Source organism: Shimia ponticola (assembly GCF_007995215.1).
GTDB lineage: Bacteria > Pseudomonadota > Alphaproteobacteria > Rhodobacterales > Rhodobacteraceae > Shimia_B > Shimia_B ponticola.
This window is the reverse complement of record NZ_VCDK01000010.1, coordinates 1-21,419: the sequence shown is the minus strand read 5'-3', so window position 1 is coordinate 21,419 and position 21,419 is coordinate 1. Positions and strand designations below refer to the sequence as shown.

General features: G+C 62.5%; 16 protein-coding genes. 13 read left to right on the top strand and 3 right to left on the bottom strand.

Annotated elements, in window-relative coordinates; genetic code table 11:
• The first annotated feature begins 60 nt into the window (after nucleotides 1-60).
• The 7 genes from FE702_RS17870 to FE702_RS17840 are packed head-to-tail and all read left to right on the top strand — an operon-like array spanning nucleotide 61 to nucleotide 7,196.
• A complete protein-coding gene (locus tag FE702_RS17870; RefSeq protein ID WP_147127712.1) occupies nucleotides 61-1,074 on the top strand; it encodes an SDR family NAD(P)-dependent oxidoreductase in 1,014 nt (337 codons plus the stop codon).
• Between the two features lie 32 nt (nucleotides 1,075-1,106).
• Nucleotides 1,107-2,270: a polysaccharide biosynthesis C-terminal domain-containing protein gene (locus tag FE702_RS17865; RefSeq protein ID WP_147127711.1), complete on the top strand. Its 1,164-nt coding sequence runs from the start codon at nucleotides 1,107-1,109 to the stop codon at nucleotides 2,268-2,270.
• A gap of 14 nt (nucleotides 2,271-2,284) precedes the next feature.
• Nucleotides 2,285-3,418 (top strand): non-hydrolyzing UDP-N-acetylglucosamine 2-epimerase, encoded by a 1,134-nt coding sequence (gene wecB / locus FE702_RS17860; protein WP_255449731.1) that lies wholly within the window; start codon nucleotides 2,285-2,287, stop codon nucleotides 3,416-3,418.
• Nucleotides 3,405-3,995, top strand: a complete 591-nt coding sequence (locus FE702_RS17855) for a sugar transferase (RefSeq protein ID WP_147127709.1) — start codon at nucleotides 3,405-3,407, stop codon at nucleotides 3,993-3,995. The genes wecB and FE702_RS17855 overlap by 14 nt, the downstream gene beginning before the upstream one ends.
• A complete protein-coding gene (locus FE702_RS17850; RefSeq protein WP_147127708.1) occupies nucleotides 3,992-4,861 on the top strand; it encodes a sulfotransferase family protein in 870 nt (289 codons plus the stop codon). Before FE702_RS17855 ends, FE702_RS17850 begins: the two co-directional genes overlap by 4 nt.
• On the top strand, nucleotides 4,861-5,994 hold the full coding sequence (locus FE702_RS17845) for a DegT/DnrJ/EryC1/StrS family aminotransferase (protein ID WP_147127707.1): 1,134 nt from the start codon (nucleotides 4,861-4,863) through the stop codon (nucleotides 5,992-5,994). Before FE702_RS17850 ends, FE702_RS17845 begins: the two co-directional genes overlap by 1 nt.
• 5 nt (nucleotides 5,995-5,999) lie before the next feature.
• The gene (locus FE702_RS17840) at nucleotides 6,000-7,196 is read left to right on the top strand and encodes a glycosyltransferase family 4 protein (RefSeq protein ID WP_147127706.1); all 1,197 of its coding nucleotides are present in this window, start codon (nucleotides 6,000-6,002) and stop codon (nucleotides 7,194-7,196) included.
• Nucleotides 7,197-7,320: 124 nt separating this feature from the next.
• Here the strand turns inward: FE702_RS17840 and FE702_RS17835 are convergent, their stop codons facing one another.
• Nucleotides 7,321-9,912, bottom strand: a complete 2,592-nt coding sequence (locus tag FE702_RS17835; protein WP_186827156.1) for a S8 family serine peptidase — start codon at nucleotides 9,910-9,912, stop codon at nucleotides 7,321-7,323.
• A gap of 425 nt (nucleotides 9,913-10,337) precedes the next feature.
• Between FE702_RS17835 and FE702_RS17830 the strand changes: the two genes are divergently transcribed.
• The 6 genes from FE702_RS17830 (at nucleotide 10,338) to FE702_RS17805 (ending at nucleotide 18,846) form a co-directional block, all read left to right on the top strand.
• A complete protein-coding gene (locus FE702_RS17830) occupies nucleotides 10,338-11,669 on the top strand; it encodes a UDP-glucose dehydrogenase family protein (protein ID WP_147127704.1) in 1,332 nt (443 codons plus the stop codon).
• Nucleotides 11,666-12,670 (top strand): NAD-dependent epimerase/dehydratase family protein, encoded by a 1,005-nt coding sequence (locus FE702_RS17825; protein WP_186827160.1) that lies wholly within the window; start codon nucleotides 11,666-11,668, stop codon nucleotides 12,668-12,670. The genes FE702_RS17830 and FE702_RS17825 overlap by 4 nt, the downstream gene beginning before the upstream one ends.
• 233 nt (nucleotides 12,671-12,903) lie before the next feature.
• Nucleotides 12,904-14,256 carry a bifunctional UDP-N-acetylglucosamine diphosphorylase/glucosamine-1-phosphate N-acetyltransferase GlmU gene (gene glmU, locus FE702_RS17820; RefSeq protein WP_147127702.1) on the top strand — a complete coding sequence of 451 codons (1,353 nt, stop codon included), beginning with the start codon at nucleotides 12,904-12,906 and terminating at the stop codon, nucleotides 14,254-14,256.
• Between the two features lie 4 nt (nucleotides 14,257-14,260).
• The gene (gene glmS, locus FE702_RS17815) at nucleotides 14,261-16,090 is read left to right on the top strand and encodes a glutamine--fructose-6-phosphate transaminase (isomerizing) (RefSeq protein WP_147127701.1); all 1,830 of its coding nucleotides are present in this window, start codon (nucleotides 14,261-14,263) and stop codon (nucleotides 16,088-16,090) included.
• A 55-nt stretch (nucleotides 16,091-16,145) separates the two neighbouring features.
• Nucleotides 16,146-17,387 (top strand): nucleotidyltransferase domain-containing protein, encoded by a 1,242-nt coding sequence (locus FE702_RS18925; protein ID WP_255449730.1) that lies wholly within the window; start codon nucleotides 16,146-16,148, stop codon nucleotides 17,385-17,387.
• A gap of 28 nt (nucleotides 17,388-17,415) precedes the next feature.
• Complete coding sequence (locus tag FE702_RS17805; protein ID WP_255449729.1) at nucleotides 17,416-18,846, top strand: mannose-1-phosphate guanylyltransferase/mannose-6-phosphate isomerase; 1,431 nt, start codon at nucleotides 17,416-17,418, stop codon at nucleotides 18,844-18,846.
• A 42-nt stretch (nucleotides 18,847-18,888) separates the two neighbouring features.
• Here FE702_RS17805 and glmM read toward each other — a convergent pair whose 3' ends face one another.
• Both glmM and FE702_RS17795 read right to left on the bottom strand, forming a co-directional pair.
• Complete coding sequence (gene glmM / locus FE702_RS17800; RefSeq protein ID WP_147127698.1) at nucleotides 18,889-20,238, bottom strand: phosphoglucosamine mutase; 1,350 nt, start codon at nucleotides 20,236-20,238, stop codon at nucleotides 18,889-18,891.
• A gap of 38 nt (nucleotides 20,239-20,276) precedes the next feature.
• Nucleotides 20,277-21,419, bottom strand: a 1,143-nt coding sequence (locus tag FE702_RS17795; protein WP_147127697.1) for a CpsD/CapB family tyrosine-protein kinase, incomplete at its 5' end; no start/stop codon positions are given.

The window sequence follows — 21,419 nt, the reverse complement described above, 5'->3', positions numbered from 1 at the left end:
GGGGACACGAACGGTTTGTTGGGCACCCCTCCAACGACCCATAGAAGACAGGACCATATCGTGGATATTTCATCTGTTCTTATTACCGGGGGCACGGGTTCCTTTGGCAAAACTATGTTGCGCGGACTTCTCGATGACGGTGTTGGCGAAATCCGCATCCTGAGCCGCGATGAAGAAAAGCAGGACGCCCTGCGCAATGAACTGCGCGATGATCGCGTGCGCTATTACATCGGTGATATTCGCAACCGTGAAAGCGTCGACCGCGCCGTGAGCGGGGCAGATTGTGTGTTCCATGCGGCGGCCTTGAAACAGGTTCCATCGTGCGAATTCTTTCCCATGGAGGCGGTCCGCACCAATATTCAGGGCTCCGAGAATGTGATCCGCGCCTCGGTCGATGCGGGGGTGAAAAGCCTTGTCTGCCTGTCCACCGACAAGGCCGTCTTTCCGGTCAATGCCATGGGCATTTCCAAGGCGATGATGGAAAAGCTGGCGCAATCGGTGGCCCGCGACCTCGGGCCGGATGCCGCAACCACCATTTCCTGCGTGCGCTACGGCAACGTGATGTATTCGCGGGGCTCGGCGATCCCGCTCTTTATCCGCCAGATCAAGTCCGGCACGCCGATCACCGTGACCGAACCCACCATGACCCGCTTTCTGATGCCGCTCAGGGATTCCGTGGCGCTGGTGCGCTATGCCTTTGAGAACGCCAATCAGGGCGATCTGTTCATCAAGAAGGCCCCGGCCTCGACGATCATCGATCTGGTCGAAGCGCTCAAGCAGCTCTTCAACGTGCCCGATCACCCGGTCGAGATCATCGGCTGGCGCCATGCCGAGAAACTCTACGAGACATTGGCCTCGGCGCAGGAACTGACCACCTCCGAAGACATGGGCGATTACTACCGGATCATGCTGGATATCCGTGATCTGAACTACAAACCCTTCTTCAGCGAAGGCGATCAGGCCACGGTGCAGCACGAGGATTATCACTCGCACAACACCGAACGGCTGGATGTCGAGGGTGTCAAAGAGCTGTTGCTGAGCCTGCCCGAAGTTCAGGCTGAACTGAACACCTGAGCCTTCCCGCGGCCGGATCAGAGAGTGACCAGATGAGTACAAAGATTGTTATCACCGGGGCCCGTGGTCTGGTCGGGTGGCATGCCCATGCCCGGCTGCACGGGGCCAATTGCGCCGCCGGGTTTCACGGCAAGCCTGCGCCTTACGATATCGTGGCCTTGGGCCATGCGGCCTTTGACGATGACGCGGCGCTGGATGCGGCCCTCGCCGGGGCCGAGGCCGTGCTGCATTTCGCGGGCGTGAACCGGGCCTCGGGCGACATGACCGAGGCCGATATCGAAGCCGGCAACCCCGCCATCGCAGAGCGTCTGGTCACGGCCTGTGCCCGCGTGGGGGCGCAACCGCATATCGTCTATGCCAACTCGACCCATGCGGCCTCGGACACGCCCTATGGCCGCTCGAAGCGCATCGCAGGCGAGATCCTTGGCGGCTATGCCACGCGGTACACCGATCTCGTGTTGCCGCATATCTTCGGCGAAGGCGCGCGGCCCTATTACAACAACGTCACCGCGACGCTGATCGACAAGTTGCTGGCGGGCGAAACCCCAGAGGTGAACCCCGACGGTCAGGTCCAGCTCTGCCATGCAGGCGCCGCCGCGCAGGCCGCCATTGATGTCGTGACCACTGCGGCAGAGGATGCGACCGCGACCACGTTTCATAACGAACATCGCCCCGATCACCGCCCGATGTCGGTGCCCGATCTGCTGGCCCGGCTGCAAGGCTTCCACGACAGCTATCAGGCCAATATCTATCCCGACCTGACCGACCCGTTCGACGTGGCCCTGTTCAACAGCTACCGCGCGGCCACCTATCCCGGCGGATGGCCCCGACCGCTCAAGCTGAACACTGACCCGCGCGGCACGCTCTTTGAAGCGGTCAAGGGCGGGGGCGGCGGTCAGACCTTTCTGTCGACCACAGAACCCGGTATCACCCGTGGCGACCATTTCCACCTGAACAAGGTCGAACGCTTCCTCGTGGTGCAGGGCGAGGCCATGATCCGCATCCGCAAGGTGCTGACGGATGAGGTCTGGGAATACCGTGTTACTGGCACCGCGCCTGCGCCCGTCGACATGCCGACCCTGCACACCCATTCCATTGAAAACATCGGCGAGGGTCCTCTGCTGACGCTGTTCTGGACCCATGATCTCTTTGATCCCGCCAATCCTGACACTTTTGCCGACAAGGTCCTAAAATGAGTAAATTGAAGGTCATGACCATTCTCGGGACCCGCCCCGAGATCATCCGACTGGCCCGCGTGATGGCCCGGCTCGAGACCCATACCGATCACGTTCTGGTCCATACCGGCCAGAACTGGGATTACGAACTCAATGACGTCTTCTTCGAAGACCTCGGCGTCAAGAAACCCGATCATTTTCTGGGGGTGGGCGGCGGTTCTCTGGGCGAGACCCTGGGCGGCATCCTGACCCAGACCGAAAAGGTCCTGACCGAGGAAAAGCCCGACGCGGTGCTCGTCCTCGGAGACACGAACTCGGCGATTTCGGCCATCATGGCGCGGCGCATGAAGATCCCGGTCTATCACATGGAGGCCGGCAACCGGTCCTTTGACCGCAACGTGCCAGAGGAAACCAACCGCCGCCTCGTCGACCACATTGCCGATTTCAACCTGGTCTATACCGAACATGCGCGCAGGCATCTCCTCTCAGAGGGCCTGCATCACCGCCGCATCAACCTGACCGGCAGCCCCATGCGCGAGGTTCTGGAACACTATCGCGACCAGATCGAGGCCTCTGACGTGGTCTCGCGACTGGGCCTGAAGCCGCGCGGCTATTTCATCGCCTCGCTGCATCGCGAGGAAAATGTCGACAATCGCGCCCGCCTGACACAGCTGGTCGAGGCGCTGAACATGCTGGCCGAGCGTCACGACATGCCGGTGATCCTGTCCACGCATCCGCGCACGCGCAAACGCCTCGAAGCCTTTGGCCTGTCCTTTGATGCGCGCGTGCAGGACATGAAGCCCTTCGGCTTTCACGACTACAACAACCTGCAAATGAACGCCTTCTGCGCGATTTCAGACAGCGGCACCATCGCCGAGGAAAGCTCGATCCTCGGGTTTCCGGCAATCACGCCGCGCGATGCGATCGAACGTCCCGAAGGCGTCGATGTGGGCTGCATCATCATGACGGGGTTGAATCGTGACACGATCCTGGGTGGGGTCTCTGCGGTGACAACGCTCTTTGCCGAGCGCGAGGCCGCTGGCACACCGCACCCCGTGCCCGCCGATTACTGCATCACCAACACCTCTGAACGGGTGCTGACACTGATCATGGGCACGGCGAAACTGTCGAACCAATGGGACGGGATCCGGATGAATGACGCCGGTTGATCGGGCTCTCAAACGCAGCTTTGACATCGTGGTCTCGGCCTTGGGTCTGGCGGCCCTGTGGCCCGTGATCCTTGTCACATGGGCCTTGGCGGCCCGTGATACCGGGGCCAGCGGGTTTTTCCGCCAAGAGCGCGTGGGCCGTCACGGCAAGATCTTCCGCGTCGTGAAACTGCGCACCATGCGTGCGGTGGGCGGCACCACCGTGACCACGGCCAATGACGCGCGCATCACACCGCTGGGCGGGCGCCTGCGCCGCTACAAGCTCGATGAACTGCCCCAGCTCTGGAACGTGCTGAAAGGCGAGATGTCCTTTGTCGGACCGCGTCCGGACGTGCCGGGCTACATGGACAAGCTCGAAGGTGCGGATCGCGAGATCCTTGAACTGCGCCCCGGCATCACCGGCCCCGCCACCCTGAAATACCGGCGCGAAGAAGACATTCTGGCCGAACAGCCCGACCCCGTCGCCTATAACGACACGGTCATCTGGCCCGACAAGGTGCGCATCAACCGGGCGTATCTGGCCAACTGGTCTCTCGGGACCGATCTGCGGCTGATCAAGGAGACGGTGCTGAAATGACCCCGTTCGAGTTCACACCCGTGGTGATCCTCGGGGCAGGGCGCTCCGGCACGAACATGCTGCGCGATGTGCTCACGGCCTTGCCGGATATCGAGACCTGGCCCTGCGACGAAATCCAGCCGATCTGGCGGCACGGCAACCTGAACCATCCCACCGATGCCTTCACCGCCGATATGGCCACGCCCGAGGTGACGGCCTTCATCCGACGGGCCTTTATACGCCAGTGGAAGGCTCGTGGCCGCCCTCGGTTCCTGGTCGAAAAGACCTGCGCCAACACCCTGCGCGTGCCGTTTCTGGCGGCGGTGCTGCCAGAGGCCCATTTCGTCGTCATCACCCGCCATGGCGAGGATGTCGTGCGCTCGGCGGTGGCGCGCTGGCAAGGGCGGCTCGAAGTGCCGCCGGTGTCATATTTCGCGGCCAAGGCCCGGTTCATTCCGCCCGCTGATGTGCCGGTCTATGGTCTGCGGTTTCTGTCCAACCGGATCGACAAGCTGCGCGGCAAGTCCAAACGCCTGCGCGCCTGGGGACCGATCTGGGACGGGTTCGACCCGAATTCGGACGCCCCGCTCGAAGACATCTGCGCCCGGCAATGGGTCGCCTGCGTCGGGGCAACGCGCCGCGATACGGCGGGTCTGGACCACCCGGTCACCCATACAAGCTACGAGGCCTTTCTGGGGGACCCCGAAGGCGAGACCGCTGAAATCCTGCGCCGGATCGGATATGGCGACACGCCCGTTGATCTGGCCGGTGCCACCGCGTCGGTGCGCCGCAAAGAGCTGGGCCTTGGGCCGCGCACGGGCCTGTCCGAGACCGTCAAATCAATTCTGGACCCGGAAGCCCGGGCCCATGGCTACGGAGTTTTCTGATGCGTATCTGGTTATCGAGACCCCATATGGGAGGGCGTGAGGAAGCTTATGTGGCGGAGGCCTTTGCCAGCAACTTCATCGCCCCGCTTGGCCCTCAGCTGAACGCGTTTGAGGACACCGTCGCCACCTATCTGGGCGGGGATGTCGGCTGCGTCGGGCTGTCATCTGGCTCGGCCGCGCTGCATCTGGGCCTGCGCCTGTCAGGCGTAGAGACCGATGATGTCGTCTGGGTCTGCTCGATGACCTTTGCCGGGGGTATCTTTCCGGTGCTCTACCAGAATGCGACCCCTGTCTTTCTCGACCTGTCGGCAGACAGCTGGACATTGTGCGTCGAGACGCTCGAGACCCAGTTGAAAGCCGCAGCCGCCGCCAATGCCCTGCCCAAGGCGCTGGTGCCGACCGACCTCTATGGTCAATCGGTGGCGCTGGAGCCGATCGAGACGCTCTGTGCCGAATACGGCGTCAAACTCATCGTCGACAGCGCCGAAAGCCTTGGCGCGCGCGACGCCTCGGGGCGGCGCTGCGGGACAGGTGGGGATGTCTCGATCCTGTCCTTCAACGGCAACAAGATCATCACCACCGGCGGTGGCGGCATGCTGGTCTCCCGCGACCGCGCGCTTCTGGATGCCGCACGCATGCTCTCGACGCAGGCCCGCGATCCGGCCCCGCATTACGAACATTCGACCTATGGCTATAACTACCGGCTGGGCAATGTGCCTGCCGCCATCGGTCTGGGCCAGATGGAAGTCCTCGATGCCCGCGTCAGCGCACGGCGCGCGATCTTTGACCGCTATGTCGCGGCCTTTGCGGATCGCCCCGGGATCACCTTCATGCCCGAACCCGAAGGCGCCTATTCCAGCCATTGGCTGACAGCGGCGACCTTTGACCCCGCCCTCTGTGGCCGCACGCGCGAGGACATCCGTCTGATGCTGCTCGAAGAGCAGATCGAGGCCCGCCCCTTGTGGAAACCCATGCACATGCAGCCGCTCTTTGCCGGCACCACCTATCACGGCACAGGCGTCGATGAGCGGCTCTTTGAACAGGGTCTGTGCCTGCCCTCAGGCTCTGACATGACCGAGGCCGAACAGGATGAGGTGATCGCGCGGATCACCGATTATCTGGACGCGGCCTGACGCCCATGAAGCTGCTCTTCACCCATCGCTTCTTCTGGCCTGACACGCCGCCCTATGCGCTGATGCTGCGCGAGATCGCGGGGCATTTCGCGACACCCGAAGCAGGTCCGCACGAGGTGCATGCCTTTGCCTCTCAGCCGTCCTATCGCGACGGCGGGGCAGGGGCGCCCGCGCGCGAAACGCTCGACGGGATCAAGGTGCGCCGCTGCTTTGCCTTTCAGGGCGAAAAGCGCAATCCGGTGAAGCGCCTGGCCAATGTGGTGATCTATTGCCTGGCGCTGATGCTGCATATCCTGCGCCTGCGGCCCGATGTGGTCACGGCCTCGACCTTTCCGCCGGTGGCCGCTGGCTGGTGTGCCAGCCTCGCCAGCCGCATGGTCGGCGCGCGCTTCATCTATCACATGCAGGACATCCATCCCGAAGTCTCGGTCTATTCGGGCGGCGCTCTGGGCAAAGGCGTGCTCCGGCGGGTGCTGACATGGCTCGACAATCAGACCCTGCGGCGCAGCGCGGCCATCGTGACCCTGTCCGAAGACATGGCCGATACGCTGCGCGCCCGCGGGCTGGGTCCCTTGCCGATCCATGTGATCAACAATTTCGAGCTGACCGATTTCGACGCGTCACCGGATGCCGCAGCCTCGGTTGACCCCGCCTTGCTCAAGGCGCCCGGCACCACGCGCGTGATCTTTGCCGGCAATCTCGGGCGGTTTCAGAACCTGCCTGCCCTGAGCGCCGGGATCGCGCGCTGTTTCGACGACCACCCTGACCTGGAACTGATGTTTCTGGGCTCCGGACAGGCCGAAGCCGAGCTCAAGGCCGCATGGGGCGCGCATCCGCAGGTGCGCTTTGCCCCGTTCATGCCTTTTGCTCAGGCCCAGTCGGTCATTGCGGATGCCGATATCGGTCTCGTCTCGCTGACCCCCGACATCTACCGCGTGGCCTATCCTTCGAAAATTCTGACCTATGCCGGTCTGGGCCTGCCCGTCTTTGCGCTCGTCGAACCCGAAAGCCGCCTGGCGCAGGATTTGGAGGCGAAAGGGCAGGGGGTCGTCCCACAAAGCCCGGCACCGGATGATATTGCCGCGGCTTTGGAACGGTTCCTGAGCCAGCGTAGCGCAGGCGCGCCCACGCGCATCCGCGCAGACTGGACCCGGACCGATGCGATGGCGGCCTGGCAGACCCTGTTGAAGAGCGGGCTCTGAGTATCTGGGGGCAAGTGTTTGGTTGGCCGAAGGCCCCCACGTCGACGAGACGCGCCTGCCGCCACAACGACAACAGCCGGGCGCTCACACACCCGGCTGTCATTTTCTGTGCTGACGATGTCGCCTAGACGAAGACGATGTCGTCGATCAGGTCCTGCACATCGGCAATCCCGTTCAGCGTGAGGGTGTTGCCCCCGAAGGTGAACACGGTATTGCCGCCGCTGTTAGACCCATAGGTATCGATCACGTCCTGAACCGTCAGGGCCGCGCCGCCCCACAGATCATCGTCGAGGTTCAGCGTGTCCTGATTATCCACGAAATCATTAATCGTCGTCGCCGTGGCCAGCGCTTCGAGGTCGAACTGGAACGTATCGGCTTGGCTGCCACCGATCAGGGTGTTGGTCCCGGAGCCCCCATTCAGGAAGTCCTGGCCAGTCCCTGCATTGAGGGTATCGTCACCGCTGCCGCCATTGAGCGTATCACGGCCCGAGCCACCAATGAGCGAGTCATCACCGGCGTCGCCAGACATGATGTCAGATCCGCTCTGACCGATCAGGGTATCGTCGTTGTCGCCACCATTGATGGTGTCACTGCCCGAGTTGCCGTTGAGCGTATCTTCGCCTTCACCACCATTCATCACGTCCGAACCACCGCCGCCGCGAATATCGTCATCGCCATTGCCACCCGTAAGGTCGTCAAAGCCGAGGTTGCCGAAAATCAGGTCGTTATCATCACCGCCATTGATCACGTCAGAGCCGTTGCCACCGGAGATGTTATCCTCGCCATTGCCGCCATCGATCGTGTCGATCCCAGCGGCACCATCGAGAGTGTCATTGCCCGCACCGCCATCGATCGTGTCAAAACCCAGACCACCGTCGATGTCATCGTCACCGCGCATCCCGAGGATTTCGTTGATCCCTTGGGTCCCGGTGACCGTATCGTCCCCGTCGCCCAGAACCACATTCTCGAACACGCCATCCAGAGTGCCCCAGAGCAGGCCGTCAACCGTGAAGCTGCCGCCATTGTTCATGTTCAGCACCACGTCGCCATTGCCGACGCCGTCGGAGTTGACACCGACGAAGTTCAACCAATCGCTCCCGCCATTGCCATCCGTGATCACCGAGCGCACCGCGTCAAAGGCCGTCAGCTCAAGGAAATCACGGCTGATGATGTGGATGTCGTTCGTATCGGCTGTGCTTCCAAAGAATTCGATCTGGAAGTCGTTGAGCGTGCCGACATCGCCACCGGCCTGATCCGAGATCACGATGCTCCAGTCGCCTTGGCTGTCAAAGCCCAGAAGCGCGCGGATCTCAAAGGTCCAGACAAAACCGTTCTCCATCGTGGAGCTGCTGCCATCACGGAAGAAGACCGGAACCTGATCCCCGTCCGGCGTCACCAGATAGATTTCAAGGTCCGACCCCCAAGTATGGTCGATATCCACGGTGAGCAGAATGGTTTCGATCTGGATGTTCTGGGCCACGTTGAGGGTCGCAGTGACCTGACCGGCGGTGTTGGTGTTGATGTCATAATCCGGGATCGCAATCGCGCCGTTGGTCGCCTCGTCATAATCCGCCAAGACATACTGTTCGTTCATGCTCGTCTGGGCATCGCCGATCATGTCGAGCCAGACTTCGGCCATGCGCACAGCCGCAAAGGCATCGACCATGCCAAAGCCGTAGGAGGCGTGATAGCTCAGCGTGCCGCCGTTCCAGGTCGAGCCGCCCCGGCCGCTTTCGGCGCCCCAATTGCCGATCTCATCGATGGTTGCGTTTGACCCGTCCAGATCCTGACCGGTCTGTGCAGCCGTCACGGCGAGGATGTTGTGAACATCGCGCCAGCCCAGATTTTCGTTGGCTTCGAGCATCAGAGCCACGACACCCGAGACAACCGGCGTTGCCGCCGAGGTTCCGCCAAAGGTTTCGGTGTAATCCGCCGGCACGCTTTCGCTGCCGTCATTATAACCATCGGTGCCGGTCAGGTCGGTGGTGACCGAGGCCGCAGGCGCAGCCAAAAGAAGGCTCACGCCATAGTTCGAGTAATTCTGAGCAAAGCCCAGCTCATCGGTGGCGCCCACCGTGACCGTGAAGCGTGACGCGTTGATGCTGTCGCCATTGGCATTGAGCCGATCATTGCCCGCCGCCTGCACGATGACGGTGCCCAGACCGCCACGGCCGGTCGCACCAGCCAACTCAAGCCCAGCCACTTCGTTGATCAGCTGCGCGCCCGGCGCGTTGATGTTCTGGAAATCCTCAAAGAGCGGCGTGTAGCCCCACGAGTTCGACATGATGTCGAAGACACCCGCATAGCCAAGGCTGGCCACATAGGCGTTGTAGTCGTTGGGATACAGGGCGCTGTCGAGGAAGATATTGACCGATGTGATCGAGGCGCCAAAGGCCACGCCCGTCCCGCCAATGCCGTTATTTGCGTCCCCTGCGATCAGGCCCGCGACCGAGGTGCCGTGTCCGTCATTGCCGGTCATTGGATCAGCCGGGATATTCGCGCCGGTCTCGTCAAAGCCGTCGCCGTCGTAATCGAATTCGAATTCGAGGCTGTCGTCGTAATTGGCCACCAGATCAGGGTGATCGGTTTCGATGCCATCGTCGTAGACGCCGACAGAAACACCGTTGCCATCAAATTCATTCCAGATCGTCTCGATGTCGCCGATCAGTGGGAAATGCCATTGTTGCCCAAAAAGGGGATCTGTTGGTGTTGCCATTGAAATAATCCTCCGCGTTCCAAAAGAGTCGCGCCACGCCACATTCGGGTTCAATCTTAGTTGAGATGGACGTGTAGGATAAGCCCTAACATTCATCTCCTCTTAAGGAATTCCTGACCTCAGCAGCGCTCCGCCGACCTGTCACCGCCGCATCGACACGGCCAAGGATCGCCCCAACAGAACGGGCGAACACCTCCGAGATCAGGTGCGCAGCCAGTTTGCATACCATAATACCAATTAATGGCCCGCATGCCGCGGCCGGGGCGCATTCTCACCTGGGGTGTATTTGTTTTTCAAAGCACAACCGGCGCGTTTCCACCCCAAGGCGGATATGGGCAGGCGGATATTCTTGTGACTTTCGGACTTCTGGTGAATAACGCCCCCATATCAGATTATCTAAATCCAGAGCATCTCCAGAGCCTCCTATGAAAATTACCATGATCGGAACCGGCTATGTCGGCCTTGTCTCAGGCGTCTGTTTTTCAGACTTCGGTCACGAGGTGGTCTGTGTCGACAAGGACCCCGCCAAGATCGAGATGCTCGAAGCCGGTCAGGTGCCGATCTATGAACCGGGCCTCGATCAGTTGATGGCCCGCAATGTCGAGGCCGGGCGGCTCTCGTTCACGCTGGATCTGGCCGCTGCCGTTCAGGGCGCCGACGCGGTCTTTATCGCCGTGGGCACCCCCACCCGACGCGGCGACGGCCATGCGGACCTGACCTATGTGATGGCCGCCGCCGAAGAGGTCGCCAAGGCCCTGACCGATTACGCCGTGATCGTGACCAAATCGACCGTGCCTGTCGGCACCAACCGTCAGGTTGCAGAGGTCGTGCGCAAGGCCCGCCCCGATCTGGACTTCGACGTCGCCTCGAACCCCGAATTCCTGCGCGAAGGGGCCGCGATCGAGGATTTCATGAAACCGGACCGCGTGGTTGTCGGCGTCCAGTCCGACCGCGCCGCCGAGGTCATGGGCGAAATCTACCGCCCCCTGTTCCTGCGCGACTTCCCGATCGTGACCACCGATCTCGAAAGCGCCGAGATGATCAAATACGCGGCCAATGCGTTTCTGGCCACGAAGATCACCTTCATTAATGAAATCGCGGCGCTGTGCGAACGCACCGGTGCCGATATCAAGCAGGTCTCCAAGGGCGTCGGTCTGGACGGACGGATCGGGAACAAGTTCCTGCATGCTGGCCCCGGCTATGGCGGCTCCTGCTTTCCCAAGGACACCGCGGCGCTGGCGCGGATCGGTCAGGATTACGCCGTGCCGATGCGCATCACCGAGACCGTCATGGCCGTCAATGACGCCGTGAAGGCGCGCATGGTCGAAAAGCTGCGCGACCTGTGTGACGGCTCCTTCAACGGCAAGACCGTGGCCGTGCTCGGCGTGACGTTCAAACCCAATACCGACGACATGCGCGATGCGCCGTCTCTGACCATCGTGCCTGCGCTTGTGGGTGGCGGGGCCAAGGTGCGCGTCGTCGATCCGCAAGGCCGTCGCGAAGGCGAAGCGCTCTTGCCCGGCGTCCGCTGGGAGGACGACCCCTATCAGGCCGCCGATCAGGCCGACCTTCTGGTGGTCTTGACCGAATGGAACGAATTCCGGGCGCTCGATCTCAAGCAACTGGCCGAAGCCATGGCCACCCCGCGCATGGCCGACCTGCGCAACATCTACACGCCGCAGGATGCCAGCCGCGCGGGCTTTAGCGCCTATGAAGGCGTCGGACGTCAGGGCCATGGCCCGCAGGCAGACGCCTGATGCGGATCTTTGTCACTGGCACAGCCGGGTTCATCGGGTTTCACCTCGCGGAACTCCTGCTGCAGGAAGGCCACGAGGTCGCGGGTTTTGACGGGCTGACCGATTACTATGAAGTCAGCCTGAAAGAGAGCCGCCGCGCGATCCTGAACCAGCATGCCCGCTTTCATGACACGGTGGCCATGCTCGAAGACAAGGCGGTGCTGCACGACGCCATCGTCTCGTTCCAGCCTGACATGATCGTGCATCTCGCGGCACAAGCCGGGGTCCGGTATTCGCTGGAAAATCCGCAGGCCTATATCAGCGCCAATGTGCTCGGCACCTTCAACGTGATGGAAGCCGCCCGCGAGGTCGGCGTGAAGCATCTGGTGATGGCCTCGACCTCTTCGGTCTACGGCGCCAATACCGAGATGCCCTTTGGCGAAGACCAGAAGGTCGATCATCAACTGACGATCTATGCCGCCACCAAGAAAGCCACCGAAAGCATGGGCCACTCATGGGCGCATATCCATGACCTGCCCACGACCATGTTCCGCTTCTTCACGGTCTACGGTCCCTGGGGACGGCCTGACATGGCCTTCTTCAAGTTCACCCGCAATATTCTGAACGGAACCCCGATCGACATCTACAATCAGGGTCAGATGGCACGGGACTTTACCTATGTCGTCGATCTGGTGCGGGGCATCCGCGGCCTGATGGACGCCATTCCCGGCGGCCCCGAAACCGCCGTTGACGGCGACAGCCTGTCTCCGGCCGCCCCCTACCGGGTGGTCAATATCGGCAATTCCACATCCGTGCCGCTTCTGGACTTCATCGAAGCCATCGAAGAAGCCTGCGGCACCAAGGCGATCCGCAACTACATGCCGATGCAGACCGGCGACGTGGTCGCGACATGGGCCGATGCCGGGCTGTTGCACCGGCTGACGGGCTATGCGCCCGAAACCGATTACCGCACCGGCGTGGCCGCCTTCGTCGATTGGTACCGCGACTATTACGAGCTGTAACCGGGCGTGTGCCCGCTCGGCAGGGCTTTGCCGCAGACGCAAACGGCCTGATTTTGGGGGCTTTGCGCCGTTTTGAGCCGGTTTTGGGCAACCAAAGGCGGCTTGGCTGCCGTGGAATGCGCTGAGGTGTCTCTCGGGGCTGAACATATCCGCCCAGATGTCTGCACACACGGTTGAGCCGCTGCCCGAAATGCGGGATAGGGCAGTGGAATTTCGACCAAGGTACTCTTTTTATGTCCACCGACATTGCGTTGATTGTTCTGGCAGCGGGCAAAGGCTCCCGGATGAAATCCGACCTGCCCAAGGTCCTGCACCAGATTGCAGGCGCCCCCCTGATGGTTCATGCCCTGCGCTCTGGCGCAGCTCTTGAACCCGCCCGGCAGATCCTGATTGCCGGTCACGGGGCCGATCAGGTCGAAGCCGCCGCCAAAGACTACGACCCCGAACTCGAGATCGCGCTGCAAAGCGAACAGAAAGGCACTGGCCACGCCGTGGCACAGGCCCGCGAAGCCCTTGCCGGGTTCGAGGGCGACGTGATCGTGCTTTATGGCGATACCCCCTTCATCCGGCCCGAAACGCTTGAGGCCATGGTCGCGGCCCGGACCAAGCATGACGTGATCGTGCTGGGCTTCGAGGCCGCCGATCCCGGCAAATACGGACGCCTCATCACCGATGGCGATGCGCTGGAAAAGATCGTCGAGTGGAAAGATGCCAGCGCCGCCGAGCGCGCCGTCACACTGTGCAATTCAGGCGTCATGTGCGCCTCGGCCACGCTGCTCTTCGAGATGATCGACCAACTCTCCGACGACAATGCTGCCGGTGAATACTACCTCACCGATGTGCCGGGGCTGGCCCGCGCCGCCGGGCGCTCCGCAGGCGTCGTCGTCTGCGACGAGGCCGAGACACTGGGCATCAACACGCCGCTCGAACTGATGGCTGCAGGTCAGCTCTTTCAGGACACGATGCGCGCCCGCGCGCTGAGCGACGGCGTCAAGATGCAGGCCCCCGACACGGTGATCTTTGCCTATGACACCGTTCTGGGCCGCGGCGCCGAGATCGAGCCTTATGTGGTCTTTGCCCCCGGCGTCAGCGTCGAAAACGACGCCCATATCCGCGCCTTCAGCCATCTCGAAGATGCCCATGTCGCGCGGGGTGCCGTGATCGGCCCCTATGCCCGCCTGCGGCCCGGCACCGAAATCCACGAAGACGCCAAGGTCGGCAACTTCGTCGAGATCAAGAAAGCCAACATCGCCGCCGGGGCCAAGGTCAACCACCTGAGCTATGTGGGCGATGCCGAGGTCGGCGAGGCCGCCAATATTGGCGCGGGCACCGTGACCTGCAATTATGACGGGGTACTCAAGCACCGGACTGTCATCGAAGCCGGGGCCTTTATCGGCTCGGGCTCGATGCTGGTGGCCCCGGTGCGCATCGGGGCCGATGCCCTGACGGCCTCCGGCTCTGTGATTACCGAGGACGTCCCTGCCGAGGCCCTGGCCCTGGGACGTGCGAGACAAGTGAATAAACCCGGGCTCGCAGCCCGTCTGAAAGCGCATCTATTAGCGCTGAAAGCCAAACAGAAAGGGTAATCTGATGTGTGGCATTGTTGGCGTATTGGGACAACACGAGGCAGCTCCGATCCTGGTCGAGGCGCTGAAACGGCTGGAATATCGCGGCTATGACAGCGCGGGCATCGCCACGGTCAATGGCGGGGCGCTGGATCGTCGGCGCGCCGTGGGCAAGCTCGTGAACCTGTCGGACCTTCTGGTTCATCAGCCGCTGGCCGGAAAATCCGGCATCGGCCACACCCGATGGGCGACCCATGGTGAGCCCAACGAACGCAACGCCCACCCGCATCAGGCCAGCCACGTGGCCGTCGTCCACAACGGCATCGTCGAGAACTTCAAGGACCTGCGCGAAGAACTGACCGCCAAGGGCCTGTCCTTTGAATCCGAGACCGACACCGAAACCGTCGCCAAGATGGCCCAGTATTACCTCGATCAGGGTCTGTCGCCGCGCGACGCGGCCGAACAGACCGTTGCCCGGCTCGAAGGTGCCTTTGCGCTGGCTTTCCTGTTCCAGGGCGAAGACGATCTGATGGTCGTGGCCCGCAAAGGCTCGCCTCTGGCCATCGGCCATGGCGACGGAGAGATGTTCGTGGGCTCTGACGCCATCGCGCTGGCGCCTCTGACCCATAAGATCACCTATCTCGACGAAGGCGATTTTGCCGTTCTGACCCGCAACAGTGTCGAAATCCGCGACGCCAAGGGACAGCTTGCCAATCGCGAAATGCGCACCATCCAGCTCGATACGACGCAGGTCGATAAAGGCGGCTACAAGCACTTCATGGCCAAGGAGATTGCCGAGCAGCCGATGGTGCTGGAACGCACGGTGGCGTCCTATCTGAACGATGGCGCGATCGCCCTGCCCCGGAATGCCGAAGGCGCGGCCATCGATTTCACCCAGATCGACCGGCTGACCATCGTGGCCTGCGGCACCGCCTATTACGCCGGAGCCGTGGCGAAATACTGGTTCGAACAGATCGCGCAGATCCCGGTCGAAATCGACGTTGCCTCTGAATTCCGCTACCGCGAACCGCCGGTCAGCCCGCGCACGGCTGCGCTGTTTGTCAGCCAGTCTGGCGAGACCGCCGATACGCTGGCTGCGCTGCGCTACATGACGCCCCGCGCGGATTGCATCCTGTCGGTCGTCAACGTGCCGGAATCCTCGATCGCGCGCGAAAGCGATTTTGTCTTTCCGATCCATGCCGGCCCTGAAATCGGCGTGGCATCGACCAAGGCCTTCACCTGTCAGCTGACCGTGCTTCTGGCCATGGTGCTGGAAGCCGCGCGCCAGCGTGGCACGCTGGACGACGCCACCCTCGCCCATCACGTTGAGACGCTGACGACACTGCCCGGCATGATGAGCCGCACGCTGAATATCGGCACCGCCTCCGAGAAGATTTCGGCCAAGCTCGCCGAGGCCCGGGACATCCTGTTCCTCGGACGCGGCCCCCTCTTCCCGCTGGCCATGGAAGGGGCGCTGAAGCTCAAGGAGATCAGCTATATCCACGCCGAAGGCTACGCCTCTGGCGAGCTGAAGCACGGCCCCATCGCTCTGGTCGACAAACAGGTGCCCGTGATCGTCATGGCCCCCCGCGACGGTCTTTTCGACAAAACAGTCTCGAACATGCAGGAAGTCATGGCGCGCGGCGGCAAGATCGTTCTGGTCTCAGACGCCGTCGGGCTGGCCGAGGCGGGCGACGGCGTCTGGAAGCGGGTCGAAATGCCCGCCTGTGACGACCTGATCGCCCCGATCCTCTATGCGATCCCGGCCCAGATGCTGGCCTATCACACCGCCTGCGCCAAAGGCACCGATGTCGACCAGCCCCGCAACCTCGCAAAATCGGTCACGGTGGAATAGACCCATCCACCATGCCGCGCCCCGGGGGATCACGGGAGGAGGGGCAGTCTCAGCGATGATACCGGCGGACACACAACTTGCTCTGGCCTGCTGCCGATGGCCCCGGACGGATCGTTCGGCACAGACGACCGTTGAGCAGGCCATCGCCCGGATCACCGATTGGGATCAGGCCATGGCCACCCTGCATCGGCACCGGGTGATCCCGCTGGCCTGCATGGCCCTGCAACAGCATCAGGCCGTCCCCCGCCCCGTCAAGGACAGGCTTGCCAAAGACATGATCCGTCAGAGCCGGCGCGCCCTGCAACAGACCCGGGAAACCGCGCAGGTCGCGGCACGGCTGGAGGCGGCCGGATGTCAGCCGATCGTGCTCAAAGGTGCCGTCCTCGGGCAGCTGGCCTTTGGCAATCCGCTTCTCAAGACAAGCTGGGACATCGACATCTACGTGCCCAGATCCCAAGCGCCACAGGCCATGGCCTGCCTGCAGGACAGCGCCGGGTATCGGCACGCCCACTCAGATCGCCCGCTTACCCGGAAACAGGCACATGCCCTCACCGCGCATGTCAAGGACACGGCCCTGAGATCACCGGACGGGCTGGTGCTGGAACTGCACTGGTCCCTGACCGGCAGCAGGCACCTGCTTGGGGACCTCGAAGACCAGCCCCGGACGCAATCGGTTCTGCTGCAGGGCGGTGGCGCAGTCAGAACCTTTGCCGATGATCAGCTGTTTGCCTACCTGTGCCTGCACGGGGCCCTGCATCGCTGGGGCCGCCTGAAGTGGCTGGCAGAGGTACATGCCTTTTGGCGCGGCATGGATCGCGCCGGACAAGCGGCCTGCCTTGCCACTGCACAAGACCTCGGCGCAGAAACCGCGGTGCTTGAGGCGCTGCATCTGTGCCATGAGTTCTTGGAGGGGCCACTGCCGTCTGAAGCCCGGACTGCGGAACATCCGCCCAGTCTGCCTGTGGCCCGCGCAGGCCCCTTGGCCAGCCCCTATGCGCCGGACACCGGCAATCCGTGGCACCTCGCCCGCAACGCGCTGCGCAACCTGCGCCATCACCGCCACTACCACGATGCCGACATCCATCCGGCAAAACGCCAGTTCAGAGCCCTTCAAAACCCGATGATCAGCGAGGCCGATGTGCTGCTTCTGCCACTCCCCCAGCGGGCCTGGTGGGCCTACTGGGTCATGCGTCTGCCCGGCTTTGTCCTGCGCCGCATTGACGGTGTTCTGCGCCCTCAAAGTTCTCAGGACGCTGCCGCGACGTCTATGCATCAAAGTGGCAATCCCCTATCGTAAACCAGAACCTTTATTTCACGAGGCGATCTTGATCACTCCAGTTCTTCTTTGCGGTGGGTCCGGCACCCGCCTGTGGCCCTTGTCACGCAAATCCTACCCCAAGCAATTCGTCCCCCTCGTGGGCGATCAGACCCTGTTTCAGGCCTCGGCACAGCGCCTGGCCGCGCCGGGCTATGGCGCCCCGGTCATCGTCACGGGATCAGACTTCCGCTTTATCGTGACCGAACAGTTGCAAGAGGTCGGCGTCGATCCGGGGGCCATCCTGATCGAGCCTGCGGGCCATAACACGGCCCCTGCGATCCTGTCGGCGGCGCTGCATGTGGCCACCCAAGATCCAGACGAGCTGCTTTTGGTGGCGCCCGCCGATCACGTCGTCCCGGACGCCGCCGCGTTCCGCACCGCCGTGGCCGCAGGCGAAGAGGCTGCGCGCGCCGGACAACTCGTGACCTTCGGCATCACCCCCGACCGGCCAGAGACCGGCTATGGCTATCTCGAACTGGCCCAGAAACCAGAGGGCATCGCCCCGGTCGCGCTGACCCGTTTCGTGGAAAAACCCGATATCGAGACCGCCCGCGATATGGTCGCCGCTGGAAGCTACCTGTGGAATGCGGGCATCTTCCTGTTTTCAGCCCGGACACTGATCGAGGCCTTTGAAGCCCATGCGCCTGACCTGATGCCGCCGGTGCAGGCCGCCTATGAAAAAGCCAAGGTCGATCTGGGCTTTCTGCGACTGGACCCCGAGGCCTGGGACCAGACCGAAGATATCTCGATCGACTACGCGATCATGGAACGCGCCTCGAACCTGTCTGTCGTCCCCTTCTCGGGCGGATGGTCTGACCTTGGCGGATGGGACGCGGTCTGGCGCGAAGGCGGGCCCGATGACGCCGGTGTGGTGACCTCAGGGGCGGCCACTGCAATCGATTGCGAAACCAGCCTCCTGCGCTCGGACAGCGAGTCCGTCGAGCTTGTCGGTATCGGTCTCAAGGACACCATCGTGGTGGCGATGAATGATGCGGTCCTCGTGGCAAACACCGCCCATGCCCAGGACGTCAAGAAAGCCGTCGCCGCGCTCAAGGCCAAGGACGCCCATCAGGCCACGACATTTCCCAAGGATCACCGCCCCTGGGGCTGGTTCGAGAGCCTCGTCCTCGGACACAGGTTCCAGGTCAAGCGCATCCACGTCCATCCCGGCGCCGCCCTGTCACTGCAATCCCATCACCACCGCTCCGAACACTGGATTGTTGTCGAGGGGACCGCACGCGTCACGGTCGATGACGATATCCAGCTGATCAGCGAAAACCAGTCGGTCTACATTCCTGTGGGGTCAGTCCACCGGATGGAAAACCCCGGCAAGGTGCCCATGGTTCTGATCGAAGTGCAGACCGGACCCTATCTCGGCGAAGATGACATCATCCGCTACGAGGACATCTATTCCCGCGATCAGGGCGCCAAGGGGTAATAGGCAAGAGGAGTCAATCGGGGCAACGGGCCCCGATCGTCTCTATGCCGTCTCGAGAACCGCCGTTTCGATCTGCTCGGCCAAAGCCTGCATCAGCCCGGCATCCTCGGATTCGACCATGATGCGGATCAGCGGTTCGGTGCCGGATTTACGGATCAGCAAGCGACCTTGATTGCCCAGATCGGCCTCGGCCTGGGCAATGGCCGCCTTGACCGAGGCGGTCTCCAGCGGCAGGCTTCCGGCCCCGTAACGCACATTGCGCAGCACCTGCGGGCACGGCTGGAACACCCGCGCCAGTTCAGAGGCGCGTTTGCCGGTTTCCACCATGGCCGCAAGGAACTGAAGACCGGCCAGAAGACCGTCACCCGTGGTGGCGTGATCGCTCATCACGATATGCCCGGATTGCTCGCCACCCAGATTGAAGCCGCCCGCGCGCATCGCCTGCACCACATAGCGGTCGCCCACCTTGGTCCGGTGCAGGCCAATCCCCTGCCCTTCGAGCCAGCGCTCGAGGCCCAGATTGGACATCACCGTGGCAACCAGCGCGCCGCCCTTCAACTCGCCGCTTTGAGCCCAGCGGGCCGCGATCAGACCCATGATCTGGTCGCCATCAGCGACCTGTCCGGTTTCATCGATCACGATGATCCGGTCAGCATCGCCATCCAGACAAATGGCCACGTCAGCCCCGGTTTCGCGGACCTTGGCCGCGGCCGCCTCTGGCGCCGTCGAGCCGACGCCGTCATTGATGTTGAACCCATTGGGCGACACGCCCAGCGGGATCACCTCGGCGCCCAGTTCCCACAGCACATCCGGGGCTGCGCGATAGGCGGCGCCATTGGCGCAATCGACCACGACCTTGAGCCCATCAAGCGTATGACCCCGCGGGAAACAGGCCTTGGTGGCCTCGACATAGCGCCCCACGGCGCTTTCGATGCGCTGCGCGGCACCGATCTGCCCGGCGTCACAGAGTTGCGGCTCACCGGCAAAAAGCGTCTCTATCTCGGCTTCAACGGCATCCGAGAGCTTGTAGCCATCGGGGCCAAAGAACTTGATCCCATTGTCATGCGCCGGGTTGTGGCTGGCCGAAATCATCACCCCCAGATCGGCGCGCATGGAGCGCGTCAGCATGCCCACCGCCGGTGTCGGCAAAGGCCCGAGCAGCACCACGTTCATGCCCGCCGCCGTGAAGCCCGCCGTCAGCGCGTTCTCAAGCATGTATCCCGAGCGCCGGGTGTCCTTGCCGATCACCACGCGATGCCCGGCCCGGCCATCGGCCTTGAACACCTGACCTGCCGCCTGCGCGAGACGCAACACAGCCTCAGAGGTCATCGGCCATACGTTGGCCGTACCCCGCACCCCGTCGGTCCCGAAAAGCTGTCTTGGCTGCGCCATTACACCACCCCTTTTCAACGTTGCCGTTCTAAAAAATCTTAGTTGGAATAATACTTGGACCCGTAGGCGGCATAGGCCCCGTATTGGCCGCCATAGCCATAGGCCTTCATGCGCTTGGCGTTGATCTGGCTCAAAACAAGCCCGCTCAGGCGCTGCCCCGAAGAATGGAACATCCGCAAAGCCTCTGTCAGTTGCGACTTGGAGGTATGATCCCACTTCACCGAGAACAGGACCGCATCAACGGATTCCGCGATAATGCGGGCATCCGGCACCACCAGTACCGGCGGCGTGTCGATGATCACGATGTCGAACTCGTCGCGGACCCGGGCAATCAGATTGCGGAACTTATCCGAGGCAAAGAGATCGGCTGCGTTGATGCTGCTGATTTCACCCGCCAGGATCGACGCCTGCAACATGTCGTCCTTGACCAAAGCATCTTCCAGACTGATGTCTCCCGACATCACCGAAACAAGACCCTTTTCAGGGATATTGTCGAAATATTCGGTAAAGGTCCGGCGGCGGATATCGCCTTCGATCAGAAGCACCTTCTTGCCAAGCCCAGTGAAATTCTGAGCCAGCGCCAGCGAGTTGGTCGTCTTGCCCTCGCCCGGGACACAAGAGGTCGACAAGATCACGCGTGGCGGCTCGTCTACATTGGACAGCATGAGCGAGGTCCGCAGGTTGCGATAGGCCTCTGCGGCGTTCGAGGTGGGCTTTTCCAACAGGTAGGAGAGCACTTTCTTGCGCTTGCGCGACGGGATCGAGGGGATTTGCCCCAACACGCTGTAGCCTGCGAAATTCTCGAGGTCTTCGGCTGTCCGGAAACCGCTCTGGCGCAGTTCACGCAGCAGGATCAGACCCGCACCGATCAGCAATCCAAGGATCATCGACATCGTCAGGATCGACGACTTGCGCGGGGCTGTCGGAGACCGCGGCACCACCGCAGGGGACAGAACACGGCTGTCTGCTTGCTGCAGGCCACGCTGCGCCGTGGTTTCCTGCAACCGCCGCAGGAAGGTCTCATAAAGCAAGCCCACGGCCTCTGCCTCTCGGGTGAGCTGCTGAAGCTGGATCAAATCCGCGCTCTGCCGCTCGATCGAGGCGGCCAAGTCATCGCGTGAGTCTGAGAGAGCCGTCTGTTGCTGCTGCAGTCGGGTGATTTCGAGGGCGGCCCGTTCCAG